Origin of the sequence: Blastococcus sp. PRF04-17, from assembly GCF_023016265.1 — a bacterium.
Taxonomy (GTDB): Bacteria; Actinomycetota; Actinomycetes; order Mycobacteriales; family Geodermatophilaceae; genus Blastococcus_B.
On sequence record NZ_CP095412.1, the window covers coordinates 3,428,273 to 3,453,291 of the forward strand.

The 25,019-nt window shown below is 73.2% G+C and carries 24 protein-coding genes and 1 pseudogene; 15 read left to right on the top strand and 10 right to left on the bottom strand.

The features are described 5' to 3' along the window. Positions 1 to 27: 27 nt before the first annotated feature. Complete coding sequence (locus MVA48_RS17305; protein ID WP_246982002.1) at positions 28 to 1,293, top strand: acyl-CoA dehydrogenase family protein; 1,266 nt, start codon at positions 28 to 30, stop codon at positions 1,291 to 1,293. 56 nt (positions 1,294 to 1,349) lie between these two features. Here MVA48_RS17305 and MVA48_RS17310 read toward each other — a convergent pair whose 3' ends face one another. Next, a complete protein-coding gene (locus tag MVA48_RS17310) occupies positions 1,350 to 2,012 on the bottom strand; it encodes a TetR/AcrR family transcriptional regulator (RefSeq protein WP_246982004.1) in 663 nt (220 codons plus the stop codon). 232 nt (positions 2,013 to 2,244) lie between these two features. Here MVA48_RS17310 and MVA48_RS17315 point away from each other — a divergent pair, with 232 nt between their 5' ends. After that, on the top strand, positions 2,245 to 3,111 hold the full coding sequence (locus tag MVA48_RS17315) for an NAD(P)-dependent alcohol dehydrogenase (protein WP_246982006.1): 867 nt from the start codon (positions 2,245 to 2,247) through the stop codon (positions 3,109 to 3,111). A gap of 42 nt (positions 3,112 to 3,153) precedes the next feature. Here MVA48_RS17315 and MVA48_RS17320 read toward each other — a convergent pair whose 3' ends face one another. From MVA48_RS17320 to MVA48_RS17330, 3 genes and pseudogenes are all read right to left on the bottom strand, one after another. After that, the gene (locus MVA48_RS17320; protein ID WP_246982008.1) at positions 3,154 to 4,449 is read right to left on the bottom strand and encodes an alpha-amylase family glycosyl hydrolase; all 1,296 of its coding nucleotides are present in this window, start codon (positions 4,447 to 4,449) and stop codon (positions 3,154 to 3,156) included. A 104-nt stretch (positions 4,450 to 4,553) separates the two neighbouring features. Further along, positions 4,554 to 4,853: pseudogene (locus tag MVA48_RS17325) on the bottom strand (alpha-amylase family glycosyl hydrolase); the annotation flags it as partial. After that, a complete protein-coding gene (locus tag MVA48_RS17330) occupies positions 4,850 to 5,224 on the bottom strand; it encodes a VOC family protein (RefSeq protein ID WP_246982010.1) in 375 nt (124 codons plus the stop codon). The pseudogene MVA48_RS17325 and the gene MVA48_RS17330, both read right to left, overlap by 4 nt. Before the next feature lie 124 nt (positions 5,225 to 5,348). Here MVA48_RS17330 and MVA48_RS17335 point away from each other — a divergent pair, with 124 nt between their 5' ends. The 3 genes from MVA48_RS17335 to MVA48_RS17345 all read left to right on the top strand — a co-directional run bounded on the left by MVA48_RS17335 (position 5,349) and on the right by MVA48_RS17345 (position 7,914). Then, positions 5,349 to 6,686 (top strand): MFS transporter, encoded by a 1,338-nt coding sequence (locus tag MVA48_RS17335; RefSeq protein WP_246982012.1) that lies wholly within the window; start codon positions 5,349 to 5,351, stop codon positions 6,684 to 6,686. Positions 6,687 to 6,767: 81 nt separating this feature from the next. Next, positions 6,768 to 7,145 (top strand): FKBP-type peptidyl-prolyl cis-trans isomerase, encoded by a 378-nt coding sequence (locus MVA48_RS17340; RefSeq protein WP_305852261.1) that lies wholly within the window; start codon positions 6,768 to 6,770, stop codon positions 7,143 to 7,145. Positions 7,146 to 7,221: 76 nt separating this feature from the next. After that, positions 7,222 to 7,914 carry a DsbA family oxidoreductase gene (locus MVA48_RS17345; protein ID WP_246982014.1) on the top strand — a complete coding sequence of 231 codons (693 nt, stop codon included), beginning with the start codon at positions 7,222 to 7,224 and terminating at the stop codon, positions 7,912 to 7,914. Here MVA48_RS17345 and MVA48_RS17350 read toward each other — a convergent pair whose 3' ends face one another. The 3 genes from MVA48_RS17350 to MVA48_RS17360 all read right to left on the bottom strand — a co-directional run bounded on the left by MVA48_RS17350 (position 7,915) and on the right by MVA48_RS17360 (position 9,440). Then, positions 7,915 to 8,883 (bottom strand): NAD(P)H-dependent flavin oxidoreductase, encoded by a 969-nt coding sequence (locus MVA48_RS17350; protein WP_246982016.1) that lies wholly within the window; start codon positions 8,881 to 8,883, stop codon positions 7,915 to 7,917. A gap of 12 nt (positions 8,884 to 8,895) precedes the next feature. Beyond that, positions 8,896 to 9,138: an acyl carrier protein gene (locus MVA48_RS17355; RefSeq protein WP_246982017.1), complete on the bottom strand. Its 243-nt coding sequence runs from the start codon at positions 9,136 to 9,138 to the stop codon at positions 8,896 to 8,898. A gap of 83 nt (positions 9,139 to 9,221) precedes the next feature. Beyond that, positions 9,222 to 9,440, bottom strand: a complete 219-nt coding sequence (locus MVA48_RS17360) for a hypothetical protein (RefSeq protein ID WP_246982018.1) — start codon at positions 9,438 to 9,440, stop codon at positions 9,222 to 9,224. 72 nt (positions 9,441 to 9,512) lie between these two features. Between MVA48_RS17360 and MVA48_RS17365 the strand changes: the two genes are divergently transcribed. Both MVA48_RS17365 and MVA48_RS17370 read left to right on the top strand, forming a co-directional pair. Continuing rightward, positions 9,513 to 9,842 carry an ArsR/SmtB family transcription factor gene (locus tag MVA48_RS17365; protein ID WP_246982019.1) on the top strand — a complete coding sequence of 110 codons (330 nt, stop codon included), beginning with the start codon at positions 9,513 to 9,515 and terminating at the stop codon, positions 9,840 to 9,842. Then, positions 9,839 to 10,375: an SRPBCC family protein gene (locus tag MVA48_RS17370; protein WP_246982020.1), complete on the top strand. Its 537-nt coding sequence runs from the start codon at positions 9,839 to 9,841 to the stop codon at positions 10,373 to 10,375. The genes MVA48_RS17365 and MVA48_RS17370 overlap by 4 nt, the downstream gene beginning before the upstream one ends. 1 nt (position 10,376) lies before the next feature. On the opposite strand, the gene MVA48_RS17375 is transcribed toward MVA48_RS17370, so the two are convergent. Both MVA48_RS17375 and MVA48_RS17380 read right to left on the bottom strand, forming a co-directional pair. After that, complete coding sequence (locus MVA48_RS17375) at positions 10,377 to 10,784, bottom strand: hypothetical protein (RefSeq protein ID WP_246982021.1); 408 nt, start codon at positions 10,782 to 10,784, stop codon at positions 10,377 to 10,379. Between the two features lie 115 nt (positions 10,785 to 10,899). After that, positions 10,900 to 12,063 (bottom strand): NADH:flavin oxidoreductase/NADH oxidase, encoded by a 1,164-nt coding sequence (locus tag MVA48_RS17380; protein ID WP_246982022.1) that lies wholly within the window; start codon positions 12,061 to 12,063, stop codon positions 10,900 to 10,902. 206 nt (positions 12,064 to 12,269) lie between these two features. On the opposite strand from MVA48_RS17380, the gene MVA48_RS17385 reads away from it, so the two are divergent. The 8 genes from MVA48_RS17385 (at position 12,270) to MVA48_RS17420 (ending at position 24,184) form a co-directional block, all read left to right on the top strand. Then, a complete protein-coding gene (locus MVA48_RS17385) occupies positions 12,270 to 14,084 on the top strand; it encodes a phosphoenolpyruvate carboxykinase (GTP) (protein ID WP_246982024.1) in 1,815 nt (604 codons plus the stop codon). 44 nt (positions 14,085 to 14,128) lie between these two features. Next, the gene (locus MVA48_RS17390; RefSeq protein WP_246982025.1) at positions 14,129 to 15,391 is read left to right on the top strand and encodes an MFS transporter; all 1,263 of its coding nucleotides are present in this window, start codon (positions 14,129 to 14,131) and stop codon (positions 15,389 to 15,391) included. An 84-nt stretch (positions 15,392 to 15,475) separates the two neighbouring features. After that, the gene (locus MVA48_RS17395) at positions 15,476 to 16,345 is read left to right on the top strand and encodes a hypothetical protein (RefSeq protein WP_246982027.1); all 870 of its coding nucleotides are present in this window, start codon (positions 15,476 to 15,478) and stop codon (positions 16,343 to 16,345) included. A gap of 71 nt (positions 16,346 to 16,416) precedes the next feature. Continuing rightward, a complete protein-coding gene (locus MVA48_RS17400; protein ID WP_246982029.1) occupies positions 16,417 to 18,045 on the top strand; it encodes a right-handed parallel beta-helix repeat-containing protein in 1,629 nt (542 codons plus the stop codon). A 107-nt stretch (positions 18,046 to 18,152) separates the two neighbouring features. After that, positions 18,153 to 19,049 (top strand): adenylate/guanylate cyclase domain-containing protein, encoded by an 897-nt coding sequence (locus MVA48_RS17405; RefSeq protein WP_246982030.1) that lies wholly within the window; start codon positions 18,153 to 18,155, stop codon positions 19,047 to 19,049. After that, positions 19,040 to 20,809 (top strand): ATP-binding protein, encoded by a 1,770-nt coding sequence (locus tag MVA48_RS17410; RefSeq protein WP_246982032.1) that lies wholly within the window; start codon positions 19,040 to 19,042, stop codon positions 20,807 to 20,809. The genes MVA48_RS17405 and MVA48_RS17410 overlap by 10 nt, the downstream gene beginning before the upstream one ends. Beyond that, positions 20,806 to 21,480: an acVLRF1 family peptidyl-tRNA hydrolase gene (locus MVA48_RS17415; RefSeq protein WP_246982035.1), complete on the top strand. Its 675-nt coding sequence runs from the start codon at positions 20,806 to 20,808 to the stop codon at positions 21,478 to 21,480. Before MVA48_RS17410 ends, MVA48_RS17415 begins: the two co-directional genes overlap by 4 nt. A 298-nt stretch (positions 21,481 to 21,778) precedes the next feature. After that, positions 21,779 to 24,184, top strand: coding sequence for a transglycosylase domain-containing protein (locus MVA48_RS17420; RefSeq protein ID WP_246982037.1), 2,406 nt, complete (start codon positions 21,779 to 21,781; stop codon positions 24,182 to 24,184). On the opposite strand, the gene MVA48_RS17425 is transcribed toward MVA48_RS17420, so the two are convergent. After that, positions 24,164 to 25,018, bottom strand: coding sequence for a YhjD/YihY/BrkB family envelope integrity protein (locus tag MVA48_RS17425; RefSeq protein WP_246982039.1), 855 nt, complete (start codon positions 25,016 to 25,018; stop codon positions 24,164 to 24,166). The genes MVA48_RS17420 and MVA48_RS17425 overlap by 21 nt on opposite strands. Position 25,019 lies beyond the last annotated feature (1 nt).

Sequence of the window (25,019 nt, forward strand, 5' to 3'; positions counted from 1 at the left end):
CACCGCCCTCACCGAGGAGGACGAGCCATGGCGACCGCCGACGAGACCTGGCAGCCCGAGCCGCCGGCGCTGCTGCCGCCCTGGCACACGCCCGAGCGGGAGAAGCTGCAGGAGCAGGCGCGCCGGTTCGCCATGGACGAGGTGCTGCCGGTCGCCAACGAGCTCGACCCGCAGAAGGGCGAGATCCCCGAGTCGCTGCTCGCCCGCCTCGCCGAGCTCGGCTACTTCGGCATCACGGTGCCTGCCGAGCAGGGCGGGCTGGGCCTGGGCGTGTTCGAGTACTGCATGGTCAGCGAGGAGCTGGCCCGCGCCTGGATGTCGACCGCCAGCATCCTGGCCCGCTCGCAGGGCCTCGGGACGGCGGTGGCCGACGCCGACCGCCGGCACGAGCTGCTGGCACGCAGCGCCCGCGGCGAGTGGATCGGCGCTATCGCGCTGTCGGAGCCCGACGCCGGCTCCGACCTGGCCGGCGTCTCGACCCGGGCCGTGCTGGACGGCGACGAGTGGGTGGTCACGGGGCGCAAGCGGTGGTGCGGCAACGCCAAGGCGGCCGACTTCATCCAGGTGCTCGTGCGGGAGCGGGACCCGGAGGACGGTGAGTCGCGCTCGGCCGGCCTGCTCAACCTGCTGCTCGAGAAGGAACGCGGAAAGTTCCCCGAGGGGTTGTCCGGCCACCCGATCGACAAGATCGGGTATCACGGTTTCCTGACCTGGGACCTCACCTTCGACGGCGTCCGGATCCCGAAGGACAACGTCATCGACGAGGCGCGCGCCGCCCGCGAGGAGAGCGAGGAGGAGGGCCTCGACACGGCTGCCGCGAAGCAGGCGGGCTTCGCCGAGGCCCAGAAGTTCCTGAACACCGCACGGGTGCACACCGCCGCCCGTGCCGTGGGGCTGGCCCGTGCCGCGCTGGAGGATTCGATCGTCTACCTGCAGGAACGGGAGCAGTTCGGCCATCCCATCGGCGACTTCCAGGCGCTGCGCTTCGCGGTCGCCGAGATGGCGGCGCAGATCGAGCAGTCGCGGGCCTTCTACCGCCAGGTGGCGCACCTGCTCGACCTCGGTCTGCCGGTGCACAAGGAGGCCTCGATGGTGAAGCTCGAGGCCACCGAGATGTCGGTGCGGGTGACCAATCAGGCCATGCAGCTGCACGGCGGCAACGGCTACACCACCGAGCGCCAGGTCGAGCGGCACTGGCGTGACGCCCGGCTGACCACGATCTTCGAGGGCACCAGCGAGATCCAGAAGCGAATCATCAGCGACCGCCTGCTACCGCGCAGCCCCCTCGCATAGTGGGCAGCCCCCTCGCATAGTGGTTTCTCTCCGCGTCACGCGGTGAGACCACTCCGTCACGGCCGGCGCAGGAGCCGCTCGAGGCCGTCGAGGATGAGCTCGAGGCCGAACTGGAACTCGTCGCCGAAGTCGTATCCGGGCTGCAGCACGTGCTGGGTCGTCAGCTCGACGACGTGCGGGTAGGCGTCGGCGGGGAAGCCCGCGAAGATCTCGCGCGCCACCTGCGCCGTCTCCTCCGCCCCCTCGAACGGCAACCCGTTCTCCTGCAGCGCGAAGCCGTAGATGTAGCTGTCGAGGAGCGCGAACGCGTGCGCGGTCTGCGCGATCGTGAAACCTCCGCCCCGTAGCACGCCGATCACCGCGTCGTGGTGCGCCAGCGTCGCGGGGCCGGGCGAGGTCCGCGATTCCATGAGGCCGATCGCCCAGCGGTGCCGGCGCAGCACCCGGCGCACCCCAATCGCCCGCTCGCACATCGCCGCCCGCCAGCCCGCCGAAGCCGAGGGCGACCCGATCTCGGCGAAGACGGCATCGATCATGCCGTCGAGGAGGTCGACCTTGTTCGCCACGTGGTTGTACAGCGACATCGCCTCCACGCCGAGCGCCTCGCCGAGCTTGCGCATGCTCAGCGCCTCGATGCCCATCTCGTCGGCGAGAGCGACCGCGGTGTCGAGCACTCGTTCCCGGCTGAGCGGTGTCCTCGGCCGGCGGGCGGCGGTCATGGCGTTCTCCTCGGTCGTCCGGTTCTTGACAAGCTTACAGCGTAAGTTCCAAACTTACGCTGTAAACCGACAGAGGGGACGGAGATCATGAGGACCAGCGAACGCCCGGCGCAGGCCGCGACGATGACGGCGATCGTGCAGACGCGGTACGGCGCCGCGCCCGAGGACGTGCTGACCCTCGGAGACGTCGCGCGGCCGGTGGTGCGGGAGGGCGAGGTGCTCGTCCGGGTCCGTGCCGCGAGCGTGGACCGCGGCACTTGGCAACCTGATGGCCGGCCTGCCCTATCCCGCTCGTCTCGCCTTCGGCCTGCGTCGGCCGACGTTCATCAACCCCGGCCGGACCCTGGCCGGCACGGTCGACGTCGTAGGCCCCGGGGTGACCGGCTTCCACGTCGGCGACGAGGTGTACGGCACCGCGTCGGCCAACGGCACCTTGGCCGAGTACGCCGTCGCCCCTGCGAAGAAGCTCGCGCCGAAGCCGGCGAACCTCTCGTTCGAGCAGGCGGCGACCGTCCCCGTGTCCGGGAGCACCGCCCTGCAGGCGGTCCGCGACCACGCGCGGGTCCGGGCCGGGGAGAAGGTGCTGGTGATCGGCGCCTCCGGCGGTGTCGGCAGCTTCGCCGTCCAGATCGCGGTCGCGCTCGGTGCCGAGGTGACCGGGGTGGCCAGCGCCGCCAAGCTCGATGCGGTACGCGCCCTCGGCGCCGCGCGGGTGGTCGACTACCGCGCCGACGACCTCGGTGCCGGCCGGTACGACGCGATCGTCGACATCGCCGGCCGGCGCCCGCTCGCGCAGCTGCGGCCGACCCTCACGCCGAAGGGACGGCTGGTCATCGTCGGCGGGGAGACGGGCGGCCGGCTGCTCGACGGGCTGGGCCGTCAGTTCCGGGCGGCGCTGCTCTCCCCGTTCGTCGGCCAGCGGCTGGGTTTCTTCGTGAACAGGGAGAACGCCGAGGATCTGGGGGCCCTCACCGGATATATCGAGACGGGTGCGGTCACGCCGCTGCTCGACCGCACCGTGCCGCTCGCGGAGACGGCGGCCGCCGTCCGGCAGCTGATCGACGGGCAGATCACCGGCAAGATCGCCGTCGCGGTGTGAACGGGAGTGGATCCCTCCGCGTCACGCGGAGGGATCACTCCATCAGGGCCGGAGGACGCGGGCCTCCCACGGCCGCAGGACGGCGGGGTCGCCGGCGCCGAGGTTGCCGAGCACCAGCCGCCCGTTCGCCGCATCGGGCAGCAGGTCGGCCAGCGGGTACGGCGTCCGGCTCAGGTTGCAGACGACCAGCAGCGTGTCGCCGTCCAGGCTGCGGGTGAAGGCGTAGACGTCGTCGTGGTCCGGAAGCAGCATCGTGAAGTCGCCGAGCGCCACGACCGGCTCCTCGTGCCGCAGCGCGATCAGCTTCCGGTAGTGGGCGAACACCGAGTCCGGGTCCTCGCGCTGGGCGGCGGCGTTCCACTCGCCGTGGTCCGGGTTCACCGGCAGCCACGGCGTCCCGGTGGTGAACCCGGCGTTCGGCGAGCCGTCCCATTGCACGGGGGTGCGGGCGTTGTCGCGGCTCATCGTGCGCAGCGCGGTCAGCACGGCCGATGCGTCCTCCCCGGCCAGCATCGCGGCCGCGAAGTGGTTGACCGACTCGACGTCCCGGAAGTCGTCGACCGAGGCGAACGGGTAGTTCGCCATGCCGATCTCCTGGCCCTGGTAGACGTAGGGCGTCCCGCGGTGCAGGTGCAGCAGCGTGGCCAGGCAGGTGGCCGAGTCACGGCGGCACTCGGGGCTGTCGTCGCCGAAGCGGGACACCGCGCGCGGCTGGTCGTGGTTGTCCCAGTAGAGGCTGTTCCACCCCACCTCGGCCAGCCCCGCCTGCCATCGCCCGAAGGACGCCTTGAGGTCGCGCATGCGCAGGGGGTGCACGTCCCACTTCGTCGCACCCTGGTCGAGGCCGACATGCTCGAACTGGAAGACCATGTCCACCTCGGCGCGGGCGGGGTCGGTGAACAGACGCGCCTGCTCGACGGTCACGCCGGGCATCTCGCCGACGGTCAGGAACGCACCCTCGCGGCCGGCGAACACCTCGCGGTGCATCTCCTGCAGGAACTCGTGGATCCGGGGCCCGCAGAAGAAGTGCGGCGTCCCGTCCCCGAGCGCCGACCCCGGCAGCGGGGGGCCGTCGGGCAGCGAGCCGTCCGGGTTCACGGCCTTGCTGATCATGTTGATGACGTCCATGCGGAAGCCGTCGACCCCGCGGTCGAGCCACCACCGCATCATCGCGTACACCGCCTGCCTGACCTCCGGGTTCTCCCAGTTGAGGTCGGGCTGCTTGCGGTCGAACAGATGCAGGTAGTACTCGCCGCTGGTCTCGTCGAACTCCCACGCGGGGCCGGAGAAGAACGACTGCCAGTTGGTCGGCTCGGCGCCCGGGTCGCCGCCGGCCATGCCCGGGCGTGGGGGCCGCCACCAGTACCAGTCCCGCTTGCTGCCGCCGCTAGCGAATCCCGGAACCAGGGATGCTCGTCGCTGGTGTGGTTGACCACCAGGTCCATGAGCAGCTTCATCCCTCGGGCGTGCAGCCCGGCGATCAGCTCGTCGAGCTGCTCCAGGGAGCCGAACAGCGGGTCGACGTCCTGGTAGTCGCTGATGTCGTAGCCGTTGTCGGCCATGGGCGACCGGTAGACCGGCGACAGCCACAGGACGTCGACGCCCAGGTCGGCCAGGTGGTCCAGCCGCTGCAGGACGCCGCCGAGGTCGCCGATGCCGTCGCCGTCGGAGTCCTGGAACGAGCGGGGGTACACCTGGTAGACGACCGCACGGGTCCACCAGGGCGCGTCGTCCGGGGTCACGCCGACCAGCTGTGGTGCACGGCCTCGACGTTGTTGCCGTCGGGGTCACGGACGAAGACCGCGTAGTAGCCCGGGTGGTACTCGGGCCACACGCGCGGCTGGTGCAGGATGTCCGCGCCGGCCTCCCGCGCCGCGGTGAACACCGCGTCGACGGCGTCCCGGGACGGCGCCGAGATCGCCAGGTGCACCGGGCGGGTGCCGGTGTCGACGGCCGCCCCCAGCCACAGCCGCGGGAAGTTGTCGGGGCCGCAGAGCCCCACCGTGTCGCCGTGCCGCATGAGCACGCGGACGCCGCACGACGCGAAGACCCGCGGGTAGAAGGCCGCCGCCGCGTCGACGTCCATGCACTGCAGGGACAGGTGATCGAGCATGGCGCCGACCGTATGACGCCGGCCAGACGGCCGCTGCTCGGGGCGCGTCCACCGCCGATGAGTAATGGGCGTGCGAACTGTCGTACCCGTCGTCGACCATGACGGGCGCCCCCGAAGGAGAACCATGACCGCCCTGCCGCGCGCGCTCGCGCCCTTGCGGCTGCCTCACTACCGCCTGCTGGCGGCGTCGATGGCGCTGTCCCTGCTCGCGGCCGGGCTGTGGGCGGTCGCCGTCGTCTGGCAGGTGGTCGCGCTGCGCGGCGGCCCCGCGGCGCTGTCGCTCGTGGCCGCGCTGTCGGCCGGGGGCATGCTGGCCACGACCCTGCTCGGCGGGGCGCTGGCCGACCGGCTCCCACAGCGCCGCATCCTGCTGGCCACCGACGTGGTGCAGGGCGGCACCGTCGCGCTCGTCGCCGCGCTGTCCCTGACCGACGTCCTCCAGCTCTGGCACCTGGCCGCCGTGGCGCTGGTCGGCGGGCTGGCGATGGGCATGTACTACCCGGCGTACTCGGCACTGGTCCCCGCGCTCGTGCCCGCGGACGAGCTGCTGGCGGTCAACGGCCTCGAGGGCATGCTCCGGCCGGTGCTGCAGAACGCGGCCGGCCCGGCCGCGGCAGGGTTCCTGGTCGCCGCATGGTCGCCCGGCGCCGCCATGGCCGCCACGGCCGCGGCGTTCCTGCTCGCGGGGGCGTGTCTGTGGAGCCTGCCGACGACCCCGGTCCGCCGCGACCTGCCGGCCGGCGGCGAGGCGACCCCCGGGCTGCTGGCCGACGTCCGCGAGGGCTTCGTCTACATGGTCCGCACGCCGTGGCTGCTCGCCACGCTGCTGTTCGCGTCGCTGATGCTGCTGGTCTTCATCGGCCCGCTCGAGGTGCTCGTGCCGTTTGCGATCAAGGACGCCGGCGGTGGTCCGACGCAGCACGGCTACGTGCTGGCCGCCTTCGGCGTCGGGGGTGCGGTGGGCTCGCTGGTCGTCGCGTCGCTGCGCCTGCCGCGCCGGTACCTGACGGTCATGAACCTGCTGTGGGGCCTGGGCTGCGTGCCCCTGGTCGTCTTCGGCCTCGGGGCCGAGCTGTGGCTCATGCTCGTCGCGGGCGCGGTCATGGGCGCCACGTTCCAGGCCGGCATGGTCATCTGGGGCACGCTGCTGCAGCGGCGCGTGCCGCCCGAGCTGCTCGGTCGCGTGTCCAGCCTCGACTTCTTCGTCTCGCTGAGCTTCATGCCGTTGTCGATGGCCCTGGCCGGCACGGTGAGCCAGGTCATCGGGCTGACCACGACCTTTCTGGTCGCCGGGCTCGTCCCGCCGGTGCTCGCGGTCGTGGCGATCCTGCTCTGGCGGCTGCACGTCGACGAGCTCGAGCACCCCCTCGACTCGGGCCCGACGGACGGCGACGAGCGCCTCGAGCCGGCCATCCCGCGTCCCGCTGCCCCCGCGGACGACGTCCTGGTCGACCGCGTCTGATCCGAGGCGGGAGGGCGGTTCCCGGCATCCGCTGCTTGGATGGAGTCGGTGCCGGGACCGTCCTGGCCTGGAGGGAGCACCGTGGCCGAGCTGACCCGCCCGGACGTCGAGCCGCCGACCGGACCCGCGCCCGACGACCTGGTGATCGAGGACATCGTCGTCGGCGACGGGGCCGAGGCGGCCCCCGGCACGTTGGTGAGCGCGCACTACGTCGGCGTCACCCACGACGGCGGCGAGCAGTTCGACGCGTCCTGGGACCGGGGCGACCCGCTGGAGTTCCGGCTGGGCGTGGGCATGGTCATCCAGGGCTGGGACGAGGGCATCGCCGGCATGAAGGTCGGCGGCCGCCGGCGGCTGACCATCCCCGCGCACAAGGCCTACGGCGACCGCGGCGCCGGCGGCGTCATCCAGCCGGGCGCAACCCTCGTTTTCGTGGTCGACCTCGTCGGCGTCCGCTGAACGGAGGCTCAGGAGCGAGGAAACTGAGCTCCCGAACCTTCGGAATGATTGAACGGACAACGAAGTTGGTCCGGGCATGCAGGTAGAGGTCTGGTCCGACGTCGTCTGTCCGTGGTGCTACATCGGCAAGCGCCGGCTCGAGACCGCCCTCGAGCGGTTCCCGCACCGCGATCAGGTCGAGGTCGTCTGGCGGTCGTTCCAGCTGGACCCGTCCGTGCCTGAGGGTGAGACGCACCCGACGCTGCCGGCCCTGGCCGCTAAGTACGGCACCAGTCAGGACGCCATGCGCGCCACCATGGCCCGCGTCGAGCAGATCGCCGCCGAGGAGGGCCTGGAGTACGACCTGGCCGACGGCATCAGCGGCAACACCCTGCGCGCCCACGAGCTGCTGCATCTGGCCGCCGAGCGCGGCCTCGGCGGCCAGGCCAAGGAGCGCCTGCTGCACGCCCACTTCGAGGAGGGGCGGTCGGTGTTCGACGTCGACTCGCTCGTCGAGCTCGGCGTCGAGGTGGGTCTGGACGAGGCGGAGCTCCGCGCGGTGCTGAGCGACCGGCGCTACCTGACCGCCGTCCGCCAGGACGGCGCCACCGCCCAGGCGCTGGGCGCCACGGGCGTCCCGTTCTTCGTCGTCGACCGGAAGTACGGCGCCGCCGGCGCGCAGCCGGCCGAGCTGTTGCTGCAGATCCTCGAGCGGGCCTGGGCCGACGCCCACCCACTCGTCACCGTGGCTGCCGCGGACGGCTGCGACGACGGCGGCTGCGCCGTCTGATCAGCCTCGGTCCACGAGCCGGCTCGCCGCCCCGAGTGCCGCTTCCGCGGACGCGTCGAGCTCGCGGACGACGTCCGTCGCGGACCGTTCGGTCGTCACCAGTCCGACGGCCTCCCCGGCGTAGAGCGGTGCGTGCGCCGGGTCGCCGGTGCGCCTCGCCTCGACGACGAGCCGACGCGCGGCGTCGTCGGTGACCAGTTGGGCCTCCCGCCCGTGCCAGGCGCGGGAGAAGTCGTTGACCAGGGCGCGCCCCGGCCAGCGCTCCGGCCAGGCGATGCCTTCCGCGACGTCGAAGGCGCGGGTCAGCACCGTCTCGTCCCCGGTCGCCGCCCGGATGCGCTCACGCGCGGCAGCGGCATTGAGCCCTTCGGTGCAGGAGAGCAGCGCCGTCCCGACCCAGACGCCGGCGGCTCCGGCGACCAGCATCGCGGCCATCGCCCGGCCGGTCGCGATGCCGCCGGCGGCGACGACCGGACGGTCGGTGAGCTCGAGGACCTCCTGCAGCAGGGGGAGCAACGCCCGCTGGCCCGTGTGCCCTCCGGCCTCGGTGCCCTGGGCGACCAGCACGTCGACGCCCGCCTCGAGCGCCCGGCGGGCATCGGCGAGCGTGTTCACCTGGGCGGCGACGGCGATGCCGGCGTCGTGCAGCGGCCCGACGTAGGGCGCCGGATCGCCGAAGGACATCGAGACCAGGCTCGGCTGGGCGGCCACCGTCGCCTCGAACAGCTCGGGGTGCTCGGTGAGCGTCCAGGTCATCAGCCCGACGCCGAACGGCAGCTCCGCCTCGGCGGGGATCGCGCTCTCCGAGGTCACGAACTCGGCGGTGTGCCGGCCGCTGACCCCGACCATGCCGAGTCCACCGGCTTCGGACACCGCGCGCGCCGTCGCACCACCCGCGACCCCGGCCATCGGCGCGCCGATGATCGGCGTCGTCAGGTCGAACCAGCGGGTGAGCGGTGTCCGGATCATCCGCCCATCGTGCTACTGCGTGGCCGGCCCGCCCTGCTCGGTGCCCGAGAGCCGCTTCAGGAACTCGTGGCAGCGCCTCGCGCGCGCCGAGTCCTGCTCCATGACGTCTCGGAAGAAGCCGGCGACGTCGTCCAGGCCCGCGTTCTCTGCGTCCCTGACGTACTGCCCGTAGTCGTGCCCGGCCTTGAGCGAGTGGTACTGCACGGAGACGAGGTCGTAGAAGACGTCCTCGAATCCGGTCTCACCGGTGGCCATGTGGTCCTCCTCGGTTCGGGAGCGGGTGACGGTCGCGGGCATACCCGGACCGGACCGCTCCGTCACGCCGGAGGCGCGGCCGCTCAGGCCGGCGGGGCCTCCGAGAAGGCGCCGCCGGTGACGTCGCCGCCGCCGGCCTCGTCCGCCTCCGTCCGGCTGGTGGCGAGCTCGTCCTCGCCGGTCGCCTCGGCGTCGTCCTCGCCCGATGCGAGGTCGGCTCCCTGGCCGGAGGCGCCCGGGTCGGCCTGCAGCGTGCGCGGGTCGTTGAGCGGGTCTGGGACGTCGGGATCGGTGACCGTCATGGCGTTCGCATGCCCCACGCCCGAGACCGCGAACCCTGGCGCAACGCGTAACCCATGTGTTACGCATAAAGCGTGGAGGCGCTCGCGGCCCTGGCCGACCGGACCCGCCGGGAGCTGTTGCGGCTGCTGGTGGACGGCGAGCGGTCCGCGGGCGAGCTCGCCAGCCGCTTCCCGGTCAGCCGGCCGGCGGTCAGCCGGCACCTGCGGGTGCTGCGCGAAGCGGGGCTGGTCCGCGTCCGCAGCGACGGCAAGCGGCGGCTCTACGCGCTCGACCCGCGACCGCTGCGGGAGCTCGACGACTGGCTGGAGCCCTACCGCGACCTGTGGGCGCACCGGCTGGACGCACTGGACACCGAGATCGCCCGCGGACGCCGGGCACGAGGGGCAGGAGAGAGCAGATGACCGAGGACCTTGCGACCCGGCGCGGCACGGTGACCCGGCGCGGCACGGTGACCCGGTGCGAGGACGGCCGGCAGCGACTGGAGTTCCGCCGGTCGTGGCCCGATCCGATGGAGGACGTCTGGGCGGCGCTCACCGAACCCGAACGCCTCGCCCGGTGGATCGGCCGGTACGACGGCGAGCGCCGTCCGGGCGGCACCGGCACCTTCTTCATGACCCACGAGGCGGGGGAGCAGACCGGCGAGCCGGCGACGATCGTCGAGTGCGACCCGCCCCGGCGGCTGGTCATCGAGTGGGAGCAGCAGGACACCGACGCGTGGCGCATCGACCTGGACCTGTGGACCGAGGGCGGTCGCACCCACCTGCGGTTCGTGCAGGTGTTCCCGGCCGACGCCGACGTCGCCGACTTCGCGATGGGCTGGCACTGGTACCTGGACAAGCTCGCCGCCGAGGTCAGCGGCGGCGCGCAGCCCACCGGCGACTGGCAGGCGTTCGTCGCGGAGGTCGGGCCGGACTACGGCCGCGAGGGCGGGTGAGTCAGCGCCGGGCGAGCACGACCATCGCCACCGCACCGCTCAGCGCCACCGCGACGATCGAGGTCTCGACCGGGTCCACACCGCCGGGGCGGAGGCTCTGCCGGGCGGATCGCTCGAGCAGGTAACCGGGGACCATGACGGCGCCGAGCACCCGCAGGACCTGCCGGCCCAGATCGTCGCCCCGCGCCACCCGGGCGGTGGCCCACGCCTGGGCGACCATCATGTGGGCCGGTGCGCTGAACGCGGTGCCCGCCCACAGGGAGTCCCGTCCCACGTGCGCCGGATCGCCGGTGAGCAGCGGGAGCGGGGTGTCGAAGTACCGCCGCCGTCGCAGGGCGACGACCTGGCCGGCCAGTTGCGCGGCGAGCTGGACTACGGAGACGGCGACGAGCGCCGATCGGTGCGCCATGACGCCGCACGCTAGGGCCGTGCGGCGTGCTGTGGGGGTGTTGTGCACGCTTCCGCGGTCCTGCAGGACCCCGGAGGCGCGCACTCGGCCCCCGGAGCGGGGCCGGTGACCGCGCTCAGGCCGGGCGCTCGACCACCTGGACGGGGTCCGGACCGGTCCACGGTCCGAGGCGGCCGAGCAGCCGGTCCCGCGAGGCGAGCCGGGCGCTGGACTGGATCGGGTAGACCTCGTAGGAACCGCTGAGCTCGCGGGCGGCACGGGCCGCGAAGTTCGGGTCGTCCTGCGCCTCGCGGGCGATCGCCACCAGGTCGGCTGCACCGGATGCCACGACGGCCTCGGCCTGCCTGGCGTCGACGATGAGCCCCACGGCCATCGTCGGGATGTCCGCCTCGGCCCTGATCTGCGCGGCGTGCGGCACCTGGTAGCCGTAGCCGATCGGGTGGTGCCACCCACCGCCCAGGCCGCCGCCCGAGGTGTCGATCGCATCGACGCCCCGCGCCTTCAGCTCGCGGGCGAAGGCGACGGTGTCCTCCAGCGTCACGCCGTCGGAGGTTCCGTCGACCGACGAGACGCGCACGAACAGGGGCCGGTCCTCGGGCCAGGCCGCGCGGACGGCGTCGACCACCTCGAGCGGGAAGCGCATCCGCCCTCCGCGGGAGCCGCCGTACCCGTCGGTGCGCCGGTTGGTGAGCGGGGAGAGGAACTGGTTGAGCAGGTAGCCGTGGGCGGCGTGCACCTCGACGACGTCGAAGCCCGCCGCGAGCGAGCGCCGTGTCGCGGCCACGAACGCCTCGCGAACCTCGGCCAGCTCGTCCACGGTCAACGCGTGCGGGGTGGGCCAGCCCGGCGCGACCGGCAGGGCGCTGGCGGACACGGTGGGCCACGGCTCCTCGCCCGGGTGTGCGTTCTCGGTCGTCACCGGACCCTCGCCGTCCCACGGCCGCTTGCTGGAGGCCTTCGCGCCGGCGTGCGCCAGCTGGATGCCCGCCAGGGAGCCGTGCTCGTGCAGGAAGTCCACGATCCGGGCCATGCCGGGCACGTGGTCGTCCGACCACAGGCCGGTGTCGCCGTGGCTGATCCGGCCCTCGGGGGTCACGCCCGTCGCCTCCACGACGACCAGACCGAAGCCGCCCAGCGCGTATCGCCCGAGATGGACCAGGTGGTAGTCCCCGACGAAGCCGTCGGTCGACGTGTACTGGCACATCGGCGCGACGACCAGGCGGTTGGGCAGCGTTCGGCCGCGCAGGGTCAGGGGTGTGAAGAGGGCAGCTGAGGTCACGAGACGGAGTCAACACCGGAGGCCGCCAGGGTCTTCCGACCCGAAAGCAAGACGTCCTAGACGTAACATCTCTCACGGTTACAGGCGGGGGACCCGCCGGTAACCTCACCTGATCCGACGTCGTTGCACACGTGGAACGCGCCGGTTGGCAGCCGCACCACCGCCGGTGCACCCCTCCGCCCGGCAGCCCACAGGATGGAGACGCCGTGACTTCCGTGGCCACCCCCGGTCTCGACAACGCCCCCACCACCCACGCCCGCCTGCTGGCCTGGGTCCGTGAGATGGCCGAGCTGACGACGCCGGACCAGGTGGTGTGGGTGGACGGCACGGACGAGGAGTGGGAGCGGCTCACGCAGAAGCTGGTGGACGCCGGCACGTTCACCCGCCTGGACAAGAAGCCCAACTCGTTCTGGTGCGCCTCCGACCCCACCGACGTCGCGCGCGTCGAGGACCGCACCTACATCTGCTCGGTCGACGAGGCCGACGCGGGTCCCACCAACAACTGGATGGACCCGGGCGAGATGAAGTCGATCATGACCGAGCTGTACCGCGGCTCGATGCGCGGTCGCACGATGTACGTGATCCCGTTCTGCATGGGCCCGGTCGAGGCCGAGAACCCCATGTTCGGCGTCGAGCTCACCGACTCCGAGTACGTCGTCGTCTCCATGCGGGTCATGGCTCGGATCGGCAGCGCGATCCTCGAGGCCATGGGTGAGGACCGGCCGTTCGTGCCGGCCATGCACTCGCTCGGCGCCCCGCTCGACGAGGGGCAGCAGGATGTGCCGTGGCCCTGCAGCGACACCAAGTACATCGTGCACTTCCCCGAGGAGCGGGCCATCTGGTCCTACGGGTCGGGCTACGGCGGCAACGCCCTGCTGGGCAAGAAGTGCTACTCGCTGCGCATCGCCTCGGTGATGGCGCGCGACGAGGGCTGGCTCGCCGAGCACATGCTGATCCTCAAGCTGACCAGCCCTCGGCAGAAGACGTACTACATCGCGGCCGCCTTCCCGTCGGCCTGCGGCAAGACCAATCTCGCCATGCTCGAGCCCACCATCCCGGGCTGGAAGGTCGAGACGCTCGGCGACGACATCGCCTGGATGCGCTTCGGCGACGACGGCCGCCTGTACGCGCTCAACCCGGAGTTCGGCCTCTTCGGCGTCGCGCCGGGCACCGGCTGGGACACCAACCCGAACGCCATGCGCACCATCGACCAGGGCAACTCGGTCTTCACCAACGTCGCGCTCACCGACGACGGCGACATCTGGTGGGAGGGCATGACCGAGGAGCCGCCCGCCCACCTGACCGACTGGAAGGGCCGCGACTGGACGCCGGACAGCGACGAGCTGTCCAGCCACCCGAACAGCCGGTTCTGCACGCCGATCACCCAGTGCCCGATCCTGGCGCCGGAGTACGCGGATCCGAAGGGCGTGCCGATCTCGGCCATCCTCTTCGGCGGCCGCCGCAAGACGACGATCCCGCTGGTCAGCGAGGCCCGGGACTGGAACCACGGCGTGTTCATGGGCGCGACGCTCTCCTCGGAGACCACCGCCGCGGCGACCGGCGCCGTGGGCGTCGTCCGCCGGGACCCGTTCGCGATGCTGCCGTTCATCGGCTACAACGCCGGCGACTACTTCTCGCACTGGGTCGCCACCGGCAAGCAGGCCGACGCCACCAAGCTGCCGAAGATCTTCTACGTGAACTGGTTCCGCCGCGACGAGGACGGCGGCTTCCTGTGGCCGGGCTTCGGCGAGAACAGCCGGGTGCTCAAGTGGGTCGTCGAGCGCCTCGAGGGCACGGCGGCCGCCGTGGAGACGCCCGTCGGCCACGTGCCGACGGTGGACTCCCTCGACATCTCGGGCCTGGACCTGACGCCCGAGCAGGTCGAGAAGGCGCTCGCCGTCAAGCCCGAGGAATGGCGCGAGGAGATCCCGCAGATCACCGAGTGGTTCGAGAAGTTCGGGGACAAGCTGCCCAGCACGATGTGGGACGAGCTGGAGATCCTGAAGAGCCGCCTGGCCTGAGGCGGGGTCCGGCCCAGCGGGCCGGGGGTCCCACGGTCGGTAGCGTGGCGGGCACCGTCTGGACGGCGGTCCCTACTGGAGGCTCCCCGCTCGTGGCCAATCCCTACCTGCAGGTCCTGCGCACGCCGCACGCCCTGCCGATGGTGCTGGCCGCCTTCGTCGGGCGGCTCCCGCTGTCCATGGTGGGGCTGGGCTGCGTGCTGCTCATCGCGGACGAGACCGGCTCCTACGGCCTCGGCGGAGCCGTGGCCGCCGTGGGAGCGGTCACCACGGCACTCGCCGGGCCGGTGCTGGGCCGGCTGGCCGACGGCCACGGTCAGCGCAAGGTCCTCCTGCCCGTGCTGGCCGTCTTCGTCGTAGCCGGGGCCAGCTTCCTCGCCGCCGTCAAGCAGGACTGGCCGCTCTGGACGGTGTTCGCCTCGGCCGGGCTCGCCGGCGCCTGCATCCCCCCGGTCTCCTCCATGATCCGGGTCCGCTGGACGCACCTGCTCCGCGGCAGCCACCGCCTGCCGACGGCCCTGGCCATGGAGTCCGTCGTCGACGAGTTCGTCTTCATCGTCGGCCCGGTCCTGGTCACCTTCCTGTCCACGACCGGCCACGCGACCAGCGGCGTCGTCACCGCCTTCACCCTGGCCGCCATCGGCAGCCTGCTGTTCGCCGCTCAGGGGCGGACCGAACCTCCGCCGGCCGCGCACGAGCACCGCAACGGTCCGTCGGCCATCCGCACTCCGGGGCTGCGCGTGCTGTTCGTGGTCGGCGCCGCCGTCGGCGCGATCCTCGGCACGCTGGAGATCGCGCTCGTGGCGTTCGCCGACGAGGAGAACGCCAAGGCGCTCTCCGGTGTGCTGATCGCAAGCCTCGCGGTCGGCTCCATGGCCAGCGGCATCGGCTGGGGCGCGGTGCACTGGCGGCTGCCGCTGCGGCACCGGCTGGCCGCCGTCCTCGTGCTCCTGACCGTGTGCAGCGTCCCGCTGCTCCTGGTCCAGGACGTGTGGGTCATGGTCCCGTTCGTCATCATCGCCGGCGTCGCGGTGTCGCCGTCCCTGATCAGCTCGTTCACCCTCGCCGAGCTGCTGGTGCCGCGGTCCGCGGTCACCGAGGCGTTCACCTGGATCGGGACGGCGCTGGGCCTCGGGGTCGCCGTGGGCGCCTCGGTGGCCGGGAAGATCGTCGACGTCGCCGGCGCCAACATGGCGTTCCTGGTGGCCACGATCGCCGCGGCCGTGGCCGCCATCGTGGTCGGTGCCTTCCAGCGGCTGCTCCTCGTGCCCGCCGAACACGCCTCCACGCCCGAACTCGTTCGCTGACCAGCGGCGCCGCGGCCATGGACGGGTAGGCCGGACCCCCGTAGGGTCCCGCCGCGACCTCTCCCCCTACATCCGGACGGCGACATGACCCCGGCTGATCCGCCCACCGCCGGGCACCGCGTCCGGCGGGTGCTCCGGCGGCCCGCCCGTCTGTCCGGCAGCGGCCTGCTCGCCCTCCTGCTGTGCGTGCTGTCGGTCGCGGTCGCGATGCCCGCCGGGGCGGCCCCGGTCACCGTCACCGCTCGTGACGGGTTCTCCCGGATCGTCTCCGGTGGCTGGGGGACCGCCGACCAGGGCGGCGCCTGGACGGTGCTCACACCCTCCCGGTTCGCCGCGACCGGAGGCATGGGCACCATCGCGCTCACCACCGACGGCCGGACCCAGCAGGCGCACCTGCCACAGACCGGCACGAGCAACGACGTGACCATCACCCTCGCGGCGAGCCGCACGCCCACCGGCGGGGGGCTGTTCGTGTCCGTCTCCGGACGCCGGATCGCCGACGTCGGGCAGTACCAGGCCAAGGTGCGCTGGCTGGCCGACGGCACGGTCGCCGTCTCACTGGTGCGGCTGGACACCCGCTGGGCCGAGACGGTCCTGGTCCGCGAGGCGACGGTGCCGGGCGTCCGGGGCGTGACCGGGCAGCAGGTGAAGGTGCGGGTCCAGGTCACCGGCACGTCGCCGACCGCCGTCCGGGCGAAGGTCTGGCAGGCCACCGCGGCCGAACCCGCCGCGTGGACCGCCGGCGCCACCGACAACACCGCCCGATGGCAGGTCACCGGCGGCGTGGGGCTGCACGCCTACCTCTCCCGCAGCTCCGTGCCCCTCACGGTCCGGGTGGACGACGTCGCCGCGTCCCTGACCAGCGACGGCACGGTCGCGCCGCCACCACCCCCGCCGCCCCCGCTCCCCCGGGGCCGGCGGGACCCGGCCCGGTCGTCCCGCCGCCGCCGCTGACCGGCCGGGGCACCGACCTGGCCGGTGCCGCGCCACTGGGGTCGACGGAGTACCCCGTCCCCAATGGCGCCGTGTTCGTGTCGCCGTCGGGCGCCGACGCGGGCCCGGGCACGGAGGCCGCGCCGTACCGCACGCTGGCTGCGGCGGTCGCGGCCGCGCCGAACGGCGGCACGGTGGTCCTCCGCCAGGGCAGCTACAACGAGAACGTCACGATCCCGCGGCACAAGCGGCTCACCGTGCAGTCGGCGCCGAACGAGGTCGTCTGGCTCGACGGCAGCCGCGAGGTCTCCGGCTGGTCGCCCGACGGCGACGACTGGCGGCTGAGCGGGTGGACGGCGCAGTTCGACCACAGCCCGACCTACACGCCGGGCGCCCCCGACGGGCGGTCACCGGGCTGGGGATTCGTCGACGCCGCCTACCCGATGGCCGCCCACCCCGACATGGTGTTCGTCGACGGGACGCCGCTGCGGCAGGTGGGTTCACGTGCCGCCGTCGTCCCGGGGACCTTCTACGTCGACGACCCCGGGGACCGGCTCTACCTGGGCACCGACCCCGCCGGCCGGGCGGTGCGGGCGAGCACGCAGACCGTCGGGCTGACGATCCGCGGTGCCGGCAGCGTCATCCGCGGCATCGGGATCCAGCGGTACGCGACGCCGGTGCCCGACAAGGGCGCGCTGCGCTCCCTCGCTCCCGACGTCACCATCGAGAACGTCGTGGTCCGGGACAACGCGACCCAGGGCATGTACGTCGGCGGGCAGAACCTCGGCGAGCGCAACACGCTCCGCAACGTCACCGCCGAGCGCAACGGGATGCTCGGCATCGAGTCCTCGTTCTCGGACGGCCTCGTCGTCGCCGGCGTCCGCGCGGTCGGCAACAACACCGAGCGGTTCAACCAGGCCCCGGTCTCGGGCGGCATGAAGATCTGCAGCGCCCGCGACCTGACCGTCACCGACAGCGTCTTCGCCGACAACCTCGGCACCGGGCTGTGGTTCGACGAGTCGGTGCACGGGGTGACCGTCGCCCGCAACGACATCCTGCGCAACAGCGGCCACGGGATCTCCTACGAGATCTCCGCGCAGGCACTCATCGCCGACAACCTCGTGGTCGGCAACGGCGCCAGCGGCATGAAGATCAACAATGCCTCGCGGATCGACATCTGGAACAACACGGTCCTCGACAACGGCGGCCGGGCGCTCTGGGTGGCGCAGGACTCGCGGGTGGCCAGCAACCGCAGCACGCCGGGGTACGACCCGCGCCGTCCCAACCCCGACCCGACGGTGACCTGGCTGCTCGGCCCGGTGACCATCGCCAACAACGTGGTCGGCGGGCGCACGTCGGCGAACTGCCTGCTGTGCGCGCAGGACACCTCGCTGCGGCGCACGCCGGCGCAGATCGGCCTCACCGTGAACGGCAACGTCTGGACGCGGCCCAGCGCCTCGGCGCCGACCTGGCTGGCCACCTGGCCGGCCGGCTCGAGCAGCAGCCGCACCTTCACCACCCTCGCCGCGCTGACCGCGGCGACGGGACAGGAGGCCAACGGCGCCGAGTTCACCGCCACCCCGGCCGTGGACGCGGCGTACCGGCTCACGGGTGACGCCACCTCGGCGATCGGGTCCGTGGCCCGGCCGCTGCCCGCGGTCGTGGCGGCGGTCATCCAGCCGCCCGGCGCCGGACCGACACTGGGCGTGCGCTTCGGCTGAGCGGGCACGTCCGACGTCGACGGTGCCGGCGACCGGCTCCACCTCGGCCCCCGACGGCGGCACACAGGGCAGCAGACAGGGCCGTGCCGACGGCGTAGCTTCGGCGCGTGGCGCTGCCCACGGGGACCGTCACCTTCTGCATGACGGACATCGAGGGCTCGACCCGGCTGCTCGCGGAGCTGGGCGACGAGTACCCCGGTGTCCTGCTCGCGCACCGGGCCATCGTGCGCGCGGAGCTCGACCGGCACCGCGGCACCGAGGTGGAGACCGAGGGTGACTCGTTCTTCTGTGTCTTCCCGTCGGCGTCCGATGCCGTGAGGGCCACGGTCGAGGTGCAGCGGTCGCTCGCCGCGTTCGCCTGGCCCGGTGGGCGGCGGCTGCTGGTGCGCATCTGCCTGCACACCGGGGAAGCGGTGCTCGGCGACGGCGGATACGTCGGCATGGACGTGCACCGCGTGGCCCGCGTCTGCGCCGCCGGCCACGGCGGCCAGATCCTCCTCACCGCGGCGACCTGGGCGCTCGTGGACGGGCACTGGCCCGACGGCATCGGCGCGATGCCGCTGGGAGCGCACCGGCTGAAGGACCTTCCCGCCCCCGAGACCCTCTACCAGTTGGTGGCCGCCGGTCTGGACACGGTGTTCCCGCCCCTGCGCAGCCTGGACGCGCCCGTGTACGAGCTGCCGGAGGCTCCGGCGCCGATCTTCGGCCGGGACGAGGACGCGTCGCGGGTGGCCGAGCTGCTCGCCCACCACCGGCTGGTCACCCTCACCGGCCCCGGGGGCGTCGGCAAGACCCGTCTGGCGCTCCATCTCGGCGAACGGCTCCGGCCGGAGTTCCCCGACGGGATCGCGTTCGTGTCCCTCGCCGAGTCCTCCGACTGCGATTGCGGATGCGACCTGGTGCCGGAAGAGGTCGCCCGGACGCTGGCCCTCCCCCGGCCTCGTACGGCGGAGAGGGCCTCGTCCGGCTGGCGGGTCATCTGCGCGGCCGCCGGATGCTGCTGATCCTCGACAACCTGGAGCAGTTCGAGCACGGCGCGCAGGTCGTCGAGAAGCTGCTGCGGACAGCGCCCGGCCCACGCGTGCTGGCGACGTCGCGGCGGCCGCTCCGGTTGAGGGGCGAGCAGCAGTACCCGCTCGAGCCCCTGACGCGGGAGGCGGCGGTCGACCAGTTCGTCGAGCGCGCCCGCGCGGTGCGGCCCGGTCTGCGGCTGGGCGAGCAGGAGAGGGCGGCCGTCGAGCGGATCGTCGACGGCGTCGACGGCCTTCCCCTGGCGGTGGAGCTCGCCGCGGCCCGCGTCGGCACGCTGAGCCTGACCCAGATCGCCGACCGGCTCGGCTCCCAGCTCCGGCTGCTGGTCAGCGGGCCGCGTGATCTCCCCGGTCGCCAACAGACCGTGCGCAGCACCCTGCAGTGGAGCTACGACCTGCTCGACGAGCCGGCCCGCCGGGTGTTCGCCGCCCTCGCCGTATTCCCTGGCGGTGCGACGCTCGAGGCGCTGGAGCAGGTCGTGCCCGGCGACCCGGGTGAGCTCGACCTTCCGGTGGAGGAGCTGCTCGACCAGGGCCTCCTCCGACGCGGTCCCGACGGCTCCGACCGCTTCGTGACCTTGAAGGTGGTCCGTGAGTTCGCCGCCGAGATCCTGGCCCGCGGCGACCGGGCGGACGTGTGGCACCGGGAGGCGGTGCGGCTGGCCGACCTGGTGGAGGAGAGCGCGCCACAGCTGACCACCGCCGAGCCGGCCGAGGCACTGGACCGGCTGCGGGCCGAGCACGACAACGTGCGGGCCGCGCTCGTCGTCGCCACCGAGCACGAGCCCGCCCTCGCGGCGCGGATCGCCGCGGGCGTCTGGCGCTACTGGCAGATGCGCGGCCACCTGCGGGAGGGGCGGGCGGCGCTCGAGGCAGTGCGCGACCACCTGCCGGCCGACGACCCGCGGGCCTGCTTCGCGCTGTACACGGCCCTCGGCGGGGTGGCGTACTGGCAGCGGGACCTGCCCGCGGGCGAGGCGGCCTACGCGGCCGCCGTCCGACTCGCGGAGCAGAGCGGCGACCCCGCCGACCTGGCGGAAGGCCTGTACAACCTGTCCTTCGCCATCTGGCAGCAGGGCCGCCTCGAGGAGGCCACCGAGCTGGCCGAGCGCAGCCGCGAGGTGTTCGCCGGCCTCGGCGACGGCGCGGGCCTCGCCCGGGTGCTGTGGCTGCGCGGCGTCCTCGCGCTGCTCACCCGCGACCTGGGCACCGCCGAACGGCTGCTGGCGGAGGCGGCCGACCGGCACCGGGCAGGCACAGATGCCTTCCACCTCGGCTGGTCACTGCGCATGCTGGGGCGCACCTACCTGCTGCAGGGCCGCGCCGACGACGCCCGGGAGCGGCTCGTCGAGAGCCTGCGCCTGTTCGCCCCTTCCGGCGACGTGTCGGCCCTGGTCCTCCACCTGGCCGACTTCGCGATGCTGGCGGTACTCGACGGCGACGTGGAGCGGGAGGTGCGCCTGGTCGGCGCCGTGCGGCGGATCAAGCAGCTCACCGGGACCGAGATCGTCGACCACCCGGTGAACGCGGTGTCCGGCCTCGAGGAGACGCTGACCCGGCTCGGGCCCGAGGCCGACCGCCTGCTCGCCGAGGGCGCGGCCATGACCGACGACGAGGCCGTGCGCTACGCCCTGCACGAGTTCCAGCCCGTCGGGCGGCATCCCGGCGTCCATCCGCGCACCGCCGCCGACGACGGGATCCGGCCGGACCTGCGGGATAGCCTCCGCTCGTGACCCGGTCCCGGCCTGCCGCCGGTGGCGGCCGCCGCCTCGGCGTCGCACCGGAGCGGCTGGGGAAGTGGCTGGACGGCGTGGCCGAGCGCCACGGGGCGTTCGCCGACGTCCGTCTCGAGAACGGCGCCGTGCACCTGACCTGCGCGGACACGACCACCGTCGCGCTCCGGGCACCGTTCGACTGGGCGCCGGGCCCGGCGCTGCTCACGTCGCTCACCACGGGCGTGCGACGGTCTCGCCGGGCCGCCGTGCTCCTCGTGCGCCGCGGTCGCTGGGCCGTGGGCGTCTTCGACGGCAGCGACCTCGTCGTCTCCAAGGTGGACGCACGCCAGGTGCAGGGCCGGACGGCGGCCGGCGGCTGGTCGCAGCAGCGGTTCGCCCGGCGGCGCGGCAACCAGACCGACGCCGTGGTCGCGGCCGCTGCCGACACCGCGGTCCGGGTGCTGCTGCCGCACGCGGCGACGGTGGAGGCGCTGTTCACCGGGGGCGACCGCGGGCTGGTGGACGACGTCCTCGCCGACGCGCGGCTGGCGCCGCTGGTGGCCCTGCGGCGGGAGCCGGCGCTGGAGGTGGGGGAGCCGACCAAGGCGGTGCTGCTGGAGACGCCGAAGCAGTTCCGCGCCGTCGACATCGTGATCGTCGAGCCGCAGGACCGCCACCCCTCTCCGTGATCATCGGCGAGTGGCTACGGTCGACGGCGTGTCGGACAGCCACATGCCGATGATCACGAGCGACGTGCTCGCTGCCGAGCGCGCCCACCTCGCGCGCGCTACGTCGTCCTCACCCGGGCGGTGAGCGCCCTGGTGGTGCTGCACCGCGGGGACCTTCCGGCACCGCTCGCTCTCTGAACTCTCCCTTCCCACCAGCCCGTCGCGTTGCGTCACGCGGTGGCTACGGACGGCGCGGAGGGTTGGCATGCGGCGTGTCCGTCTGTTGGAGTGTTGGCCGAGTTGCGAGGAGGGAGAGTCCATGGAGCGGCGCGCCGGCACCGTCCGCACGCTGTTCGTGCTCGCCCTCTCCGTCGTCGCCGCTGGTGCCCTCCTGGCCGGGCTGCTCCTCCCGTGGGTGGGCGGACCGGCGCTCGCGGCGCAGCAGTCGACCAGCTTCCTCGGGGACCCGCCGTCCGAGCTGACCGACGAGCCGCCACCTGGCAACACGGTCATGCTCGCGGCGAACGGCGAGGTGATCACGCACTTCTACGACGAGAACCGCGCGCCGGTGGCCGGCGACCGGATCGCCGAGATCATGAAGCAGGCCATGGTCGCGATCGAGGACGCGCGGTTCTACGAGCACGGCGGCCTCGACGTGCAGGGCACCCTCCGCGCGCTGGTCACCAACATCGCCGCGGGCGGTGTGCAGGAGGGTGGCTCGACGCTGACCCAGCAGCTGGTCAAGCAGACGCTGCTGCAGTCCACCGACGACCCCGCCCAGCGCGCCGCGGCCACCGAGCAGACCCTCGGGCGCAAGATCCGGGAGGCCCGCCTGGCGCTGGCTCTCGAGGAGACGTACAGCAAGGAGGAGCTGCTCACCCGGTACCTCAACATCGTCTACTTCGGGCAGAACGCCTACGGCATCCAGCCGGCCGCTCGCGCCTTCTTCGGCGTCGACGCCGCTGACCTGACACTGCCCCAGGCCGCGCTGCTCGCCGGGCTGGTGCAGAGCCCCACCGACGACAACCCGTTCGTCAACCCCGAGGGCGCGACGATCCGCCGCAACCAGGTGCTCGACCGGATGGCCGAGCAGGGCTACATCACGCCGGCGGAGGAGGCCGAGGCGGCGGCGTCGCCGCTCGGACTGGCGCCCGCGCCCGCCCCCCGGCGCGGGTGCGTGCAGGCCAGCGTCGGCCCCTACGTCTGCGACTTCGTGCAGAAGTACCTGTCCCAGCAGCTGGGGATCGACCAGCGGGAGCTCGAGCACGGCGGCTACGTCATCAAGACCACCCTGGACGTCGAGCTGCAGCGCTCGGGGGACTCCGCCGTCCTGAACACCCTGCCGATGGGGGACACCCGGGCGGGCACGTTCACCGCCGTCCAGCCGGGCACCGGGCACCTGCTGGCGATGAGCGTCAACCGCGTCTTCGGCTTCGACCGCAACGACCCGAGCCAGGAGTCGGTCAACCTCAACGAGGTGCCCAGCCGGGGCGCCGGGTCCACCTACAAGGTGTTCGTCGCCGCCGCGGCGCTCGCCCGCGGGTACTCGACGGAGTACACGCTCCGCGCGCCCAGCCCCTACGTGTCCCGCGTCTACGCCGAGGACGACGAGGACGGGCAGTACGACGTCCGCAACGCCGGGAGCTACCGCCCGATCCTCGACCTGACGACCGCGCTGTACCAGTCGTCGAACACGTACTTCCTGGCGCTCGAGGACGCTCTGGGCAGCGTCGAGGAGCCCGTGCGCATGGCTGAGCGGATGGGGCTGTTCCAGTTCTCCGAGCCTGGCCTCGCGGACCGGACGATCGCCGAGAACCGCGGCTCCTTCACCTTCGGGCCCGATGCCACGAGCCCCCTCGGCCTGGCCAGCGCCTACTCGACGCTGGCCGCCGGCGGGACGCAGTGCGACGTCGTCCCGGTCACCGCCGTCCTCGACCGGTACGGGCAGCCGCTGACCGACGACGACGGCAATGCTCTGGTGCGCGATCGGTGCACTCCCGAGGCGATTCCCCCGGGTGTCGCCAACACGCTCAACCAGATGCTGCGCAAGGACGTCGAGCCCGGGTACGCCGGGGCGACCGGACGGGCGGCGTACGTCCCCGGCCACCAGATCGCCGGCAAGACGGGGACGACGCAGAACAACCTGTCGGTGGCTTTCGTCGGCTATACGCCGGAGATCACCGCCAGCGTGATGGTCTTCAACCCGAAGGAGCGCGAGGACGTCGGCGGCTTCGGCGGCGGCAAGGGCGCGCGGATCTGGCACGACGCCATGGCGCCGATCCTCGGCGCCCGTGGCAGCTCGGAGTTCCCGCCGTCCGACCCCACCGTGGTCAACGGCAACACCCGGCCGGTGCCCCGCTGCGACACCGTCGACGAGTGCAGGAGCGTGCTCGCCAACGCCGGGTACCAGACCGCGACGGCGCGCGTGAACAGCGACCTGATCGAGGGCGCGCTCGTGGGCACCAGCCCGGGCCGGGGCGGTCGCGCGGTGCCGGGACAGCTGATCACCATCCTGGTCAGCAACGGGTCGGACTACGTGCCACCGCCTCCGCCGATGCCGGATCCGCCGCCGGCGCCGCCGGCCGCCCCTGTGCCGGGTCCGCCGTCGCCGCCGGACCCACCGGCCGATCCACCGCCGACCTCGCCGGGGGCCCTGCCGGGCTGGCCGGACGACTGGCCGGACGACTGGTCGGAGTTCCCCGAGTCACCCCGCCGCGGCGGCTGACCGGCGCTCGAGCAGTTCGTCCAGGGCCTGGGTGGCCAGCCAGCCGCAGAGGACGACCAGGTGCAGCGCGAACAGCCACAGGCCGACGGCCACCACGCCGCCGACCACGACCAGCCCGCCGAAGGGGGCACCGAGGTCGATCGGCAGGGCGAGGAAGAGCACGAACCCCTGCAGGAACCCGGAGACGCAGGCGGCGGTGAACAGGGCGCCGGCGGCGAGGGCCGTCCAGCGCACCCGCCCGGCGCCGACCACCCGGAACCCCCACGCCAGCGGAACGGCCAGCGCGGCGAGCACGGCGTAGAAGCCGACCGCGATCCGGCCGGTCGTGGCGGCGAACCCGCCGGTCTCGGCGAGGTTGGCCATCAGCGGCACGGTGAGCAGCAGCGGGTACAGCAGCAGCGGGGTCACCAGCGCCACGGGGAGCGCACCCAGCCGCCCCCGCCAGCCGGTCAGGCCCTCGCGGCGGCTGCTGAAGCGCAGCAGGGCCCGGCGCAGGCCCTCGCCGTAGAACGACATGGGCAGCAGCGCCAGCAGCCCGCCCAGCAGGGTCAGCTCGACGCCGGCGGTCACCAGCCGCTGGACCGCGTCCGGTGCGCCCAGCTCGGCGGGCAGCAGCTCGGCGAGGCGGTCACCGAGGGCGCGGACCTCGCCGGCGGACGTGAGCCGGGCGGTGAGGGCGAAGGCCAGGACGAGCAGCGGGACGACCGCGATGCCGGCGTAGAAGGTCAGCCCCGCGGCGATCAGGGCGAGGTCCCGCCCCTCCAGCCGGCGGCGGACGCCGGCCAGCAGCTCCGCGGCCCGCGGACGGAGGCCCGAGGGCAGCGGATCGGTCATC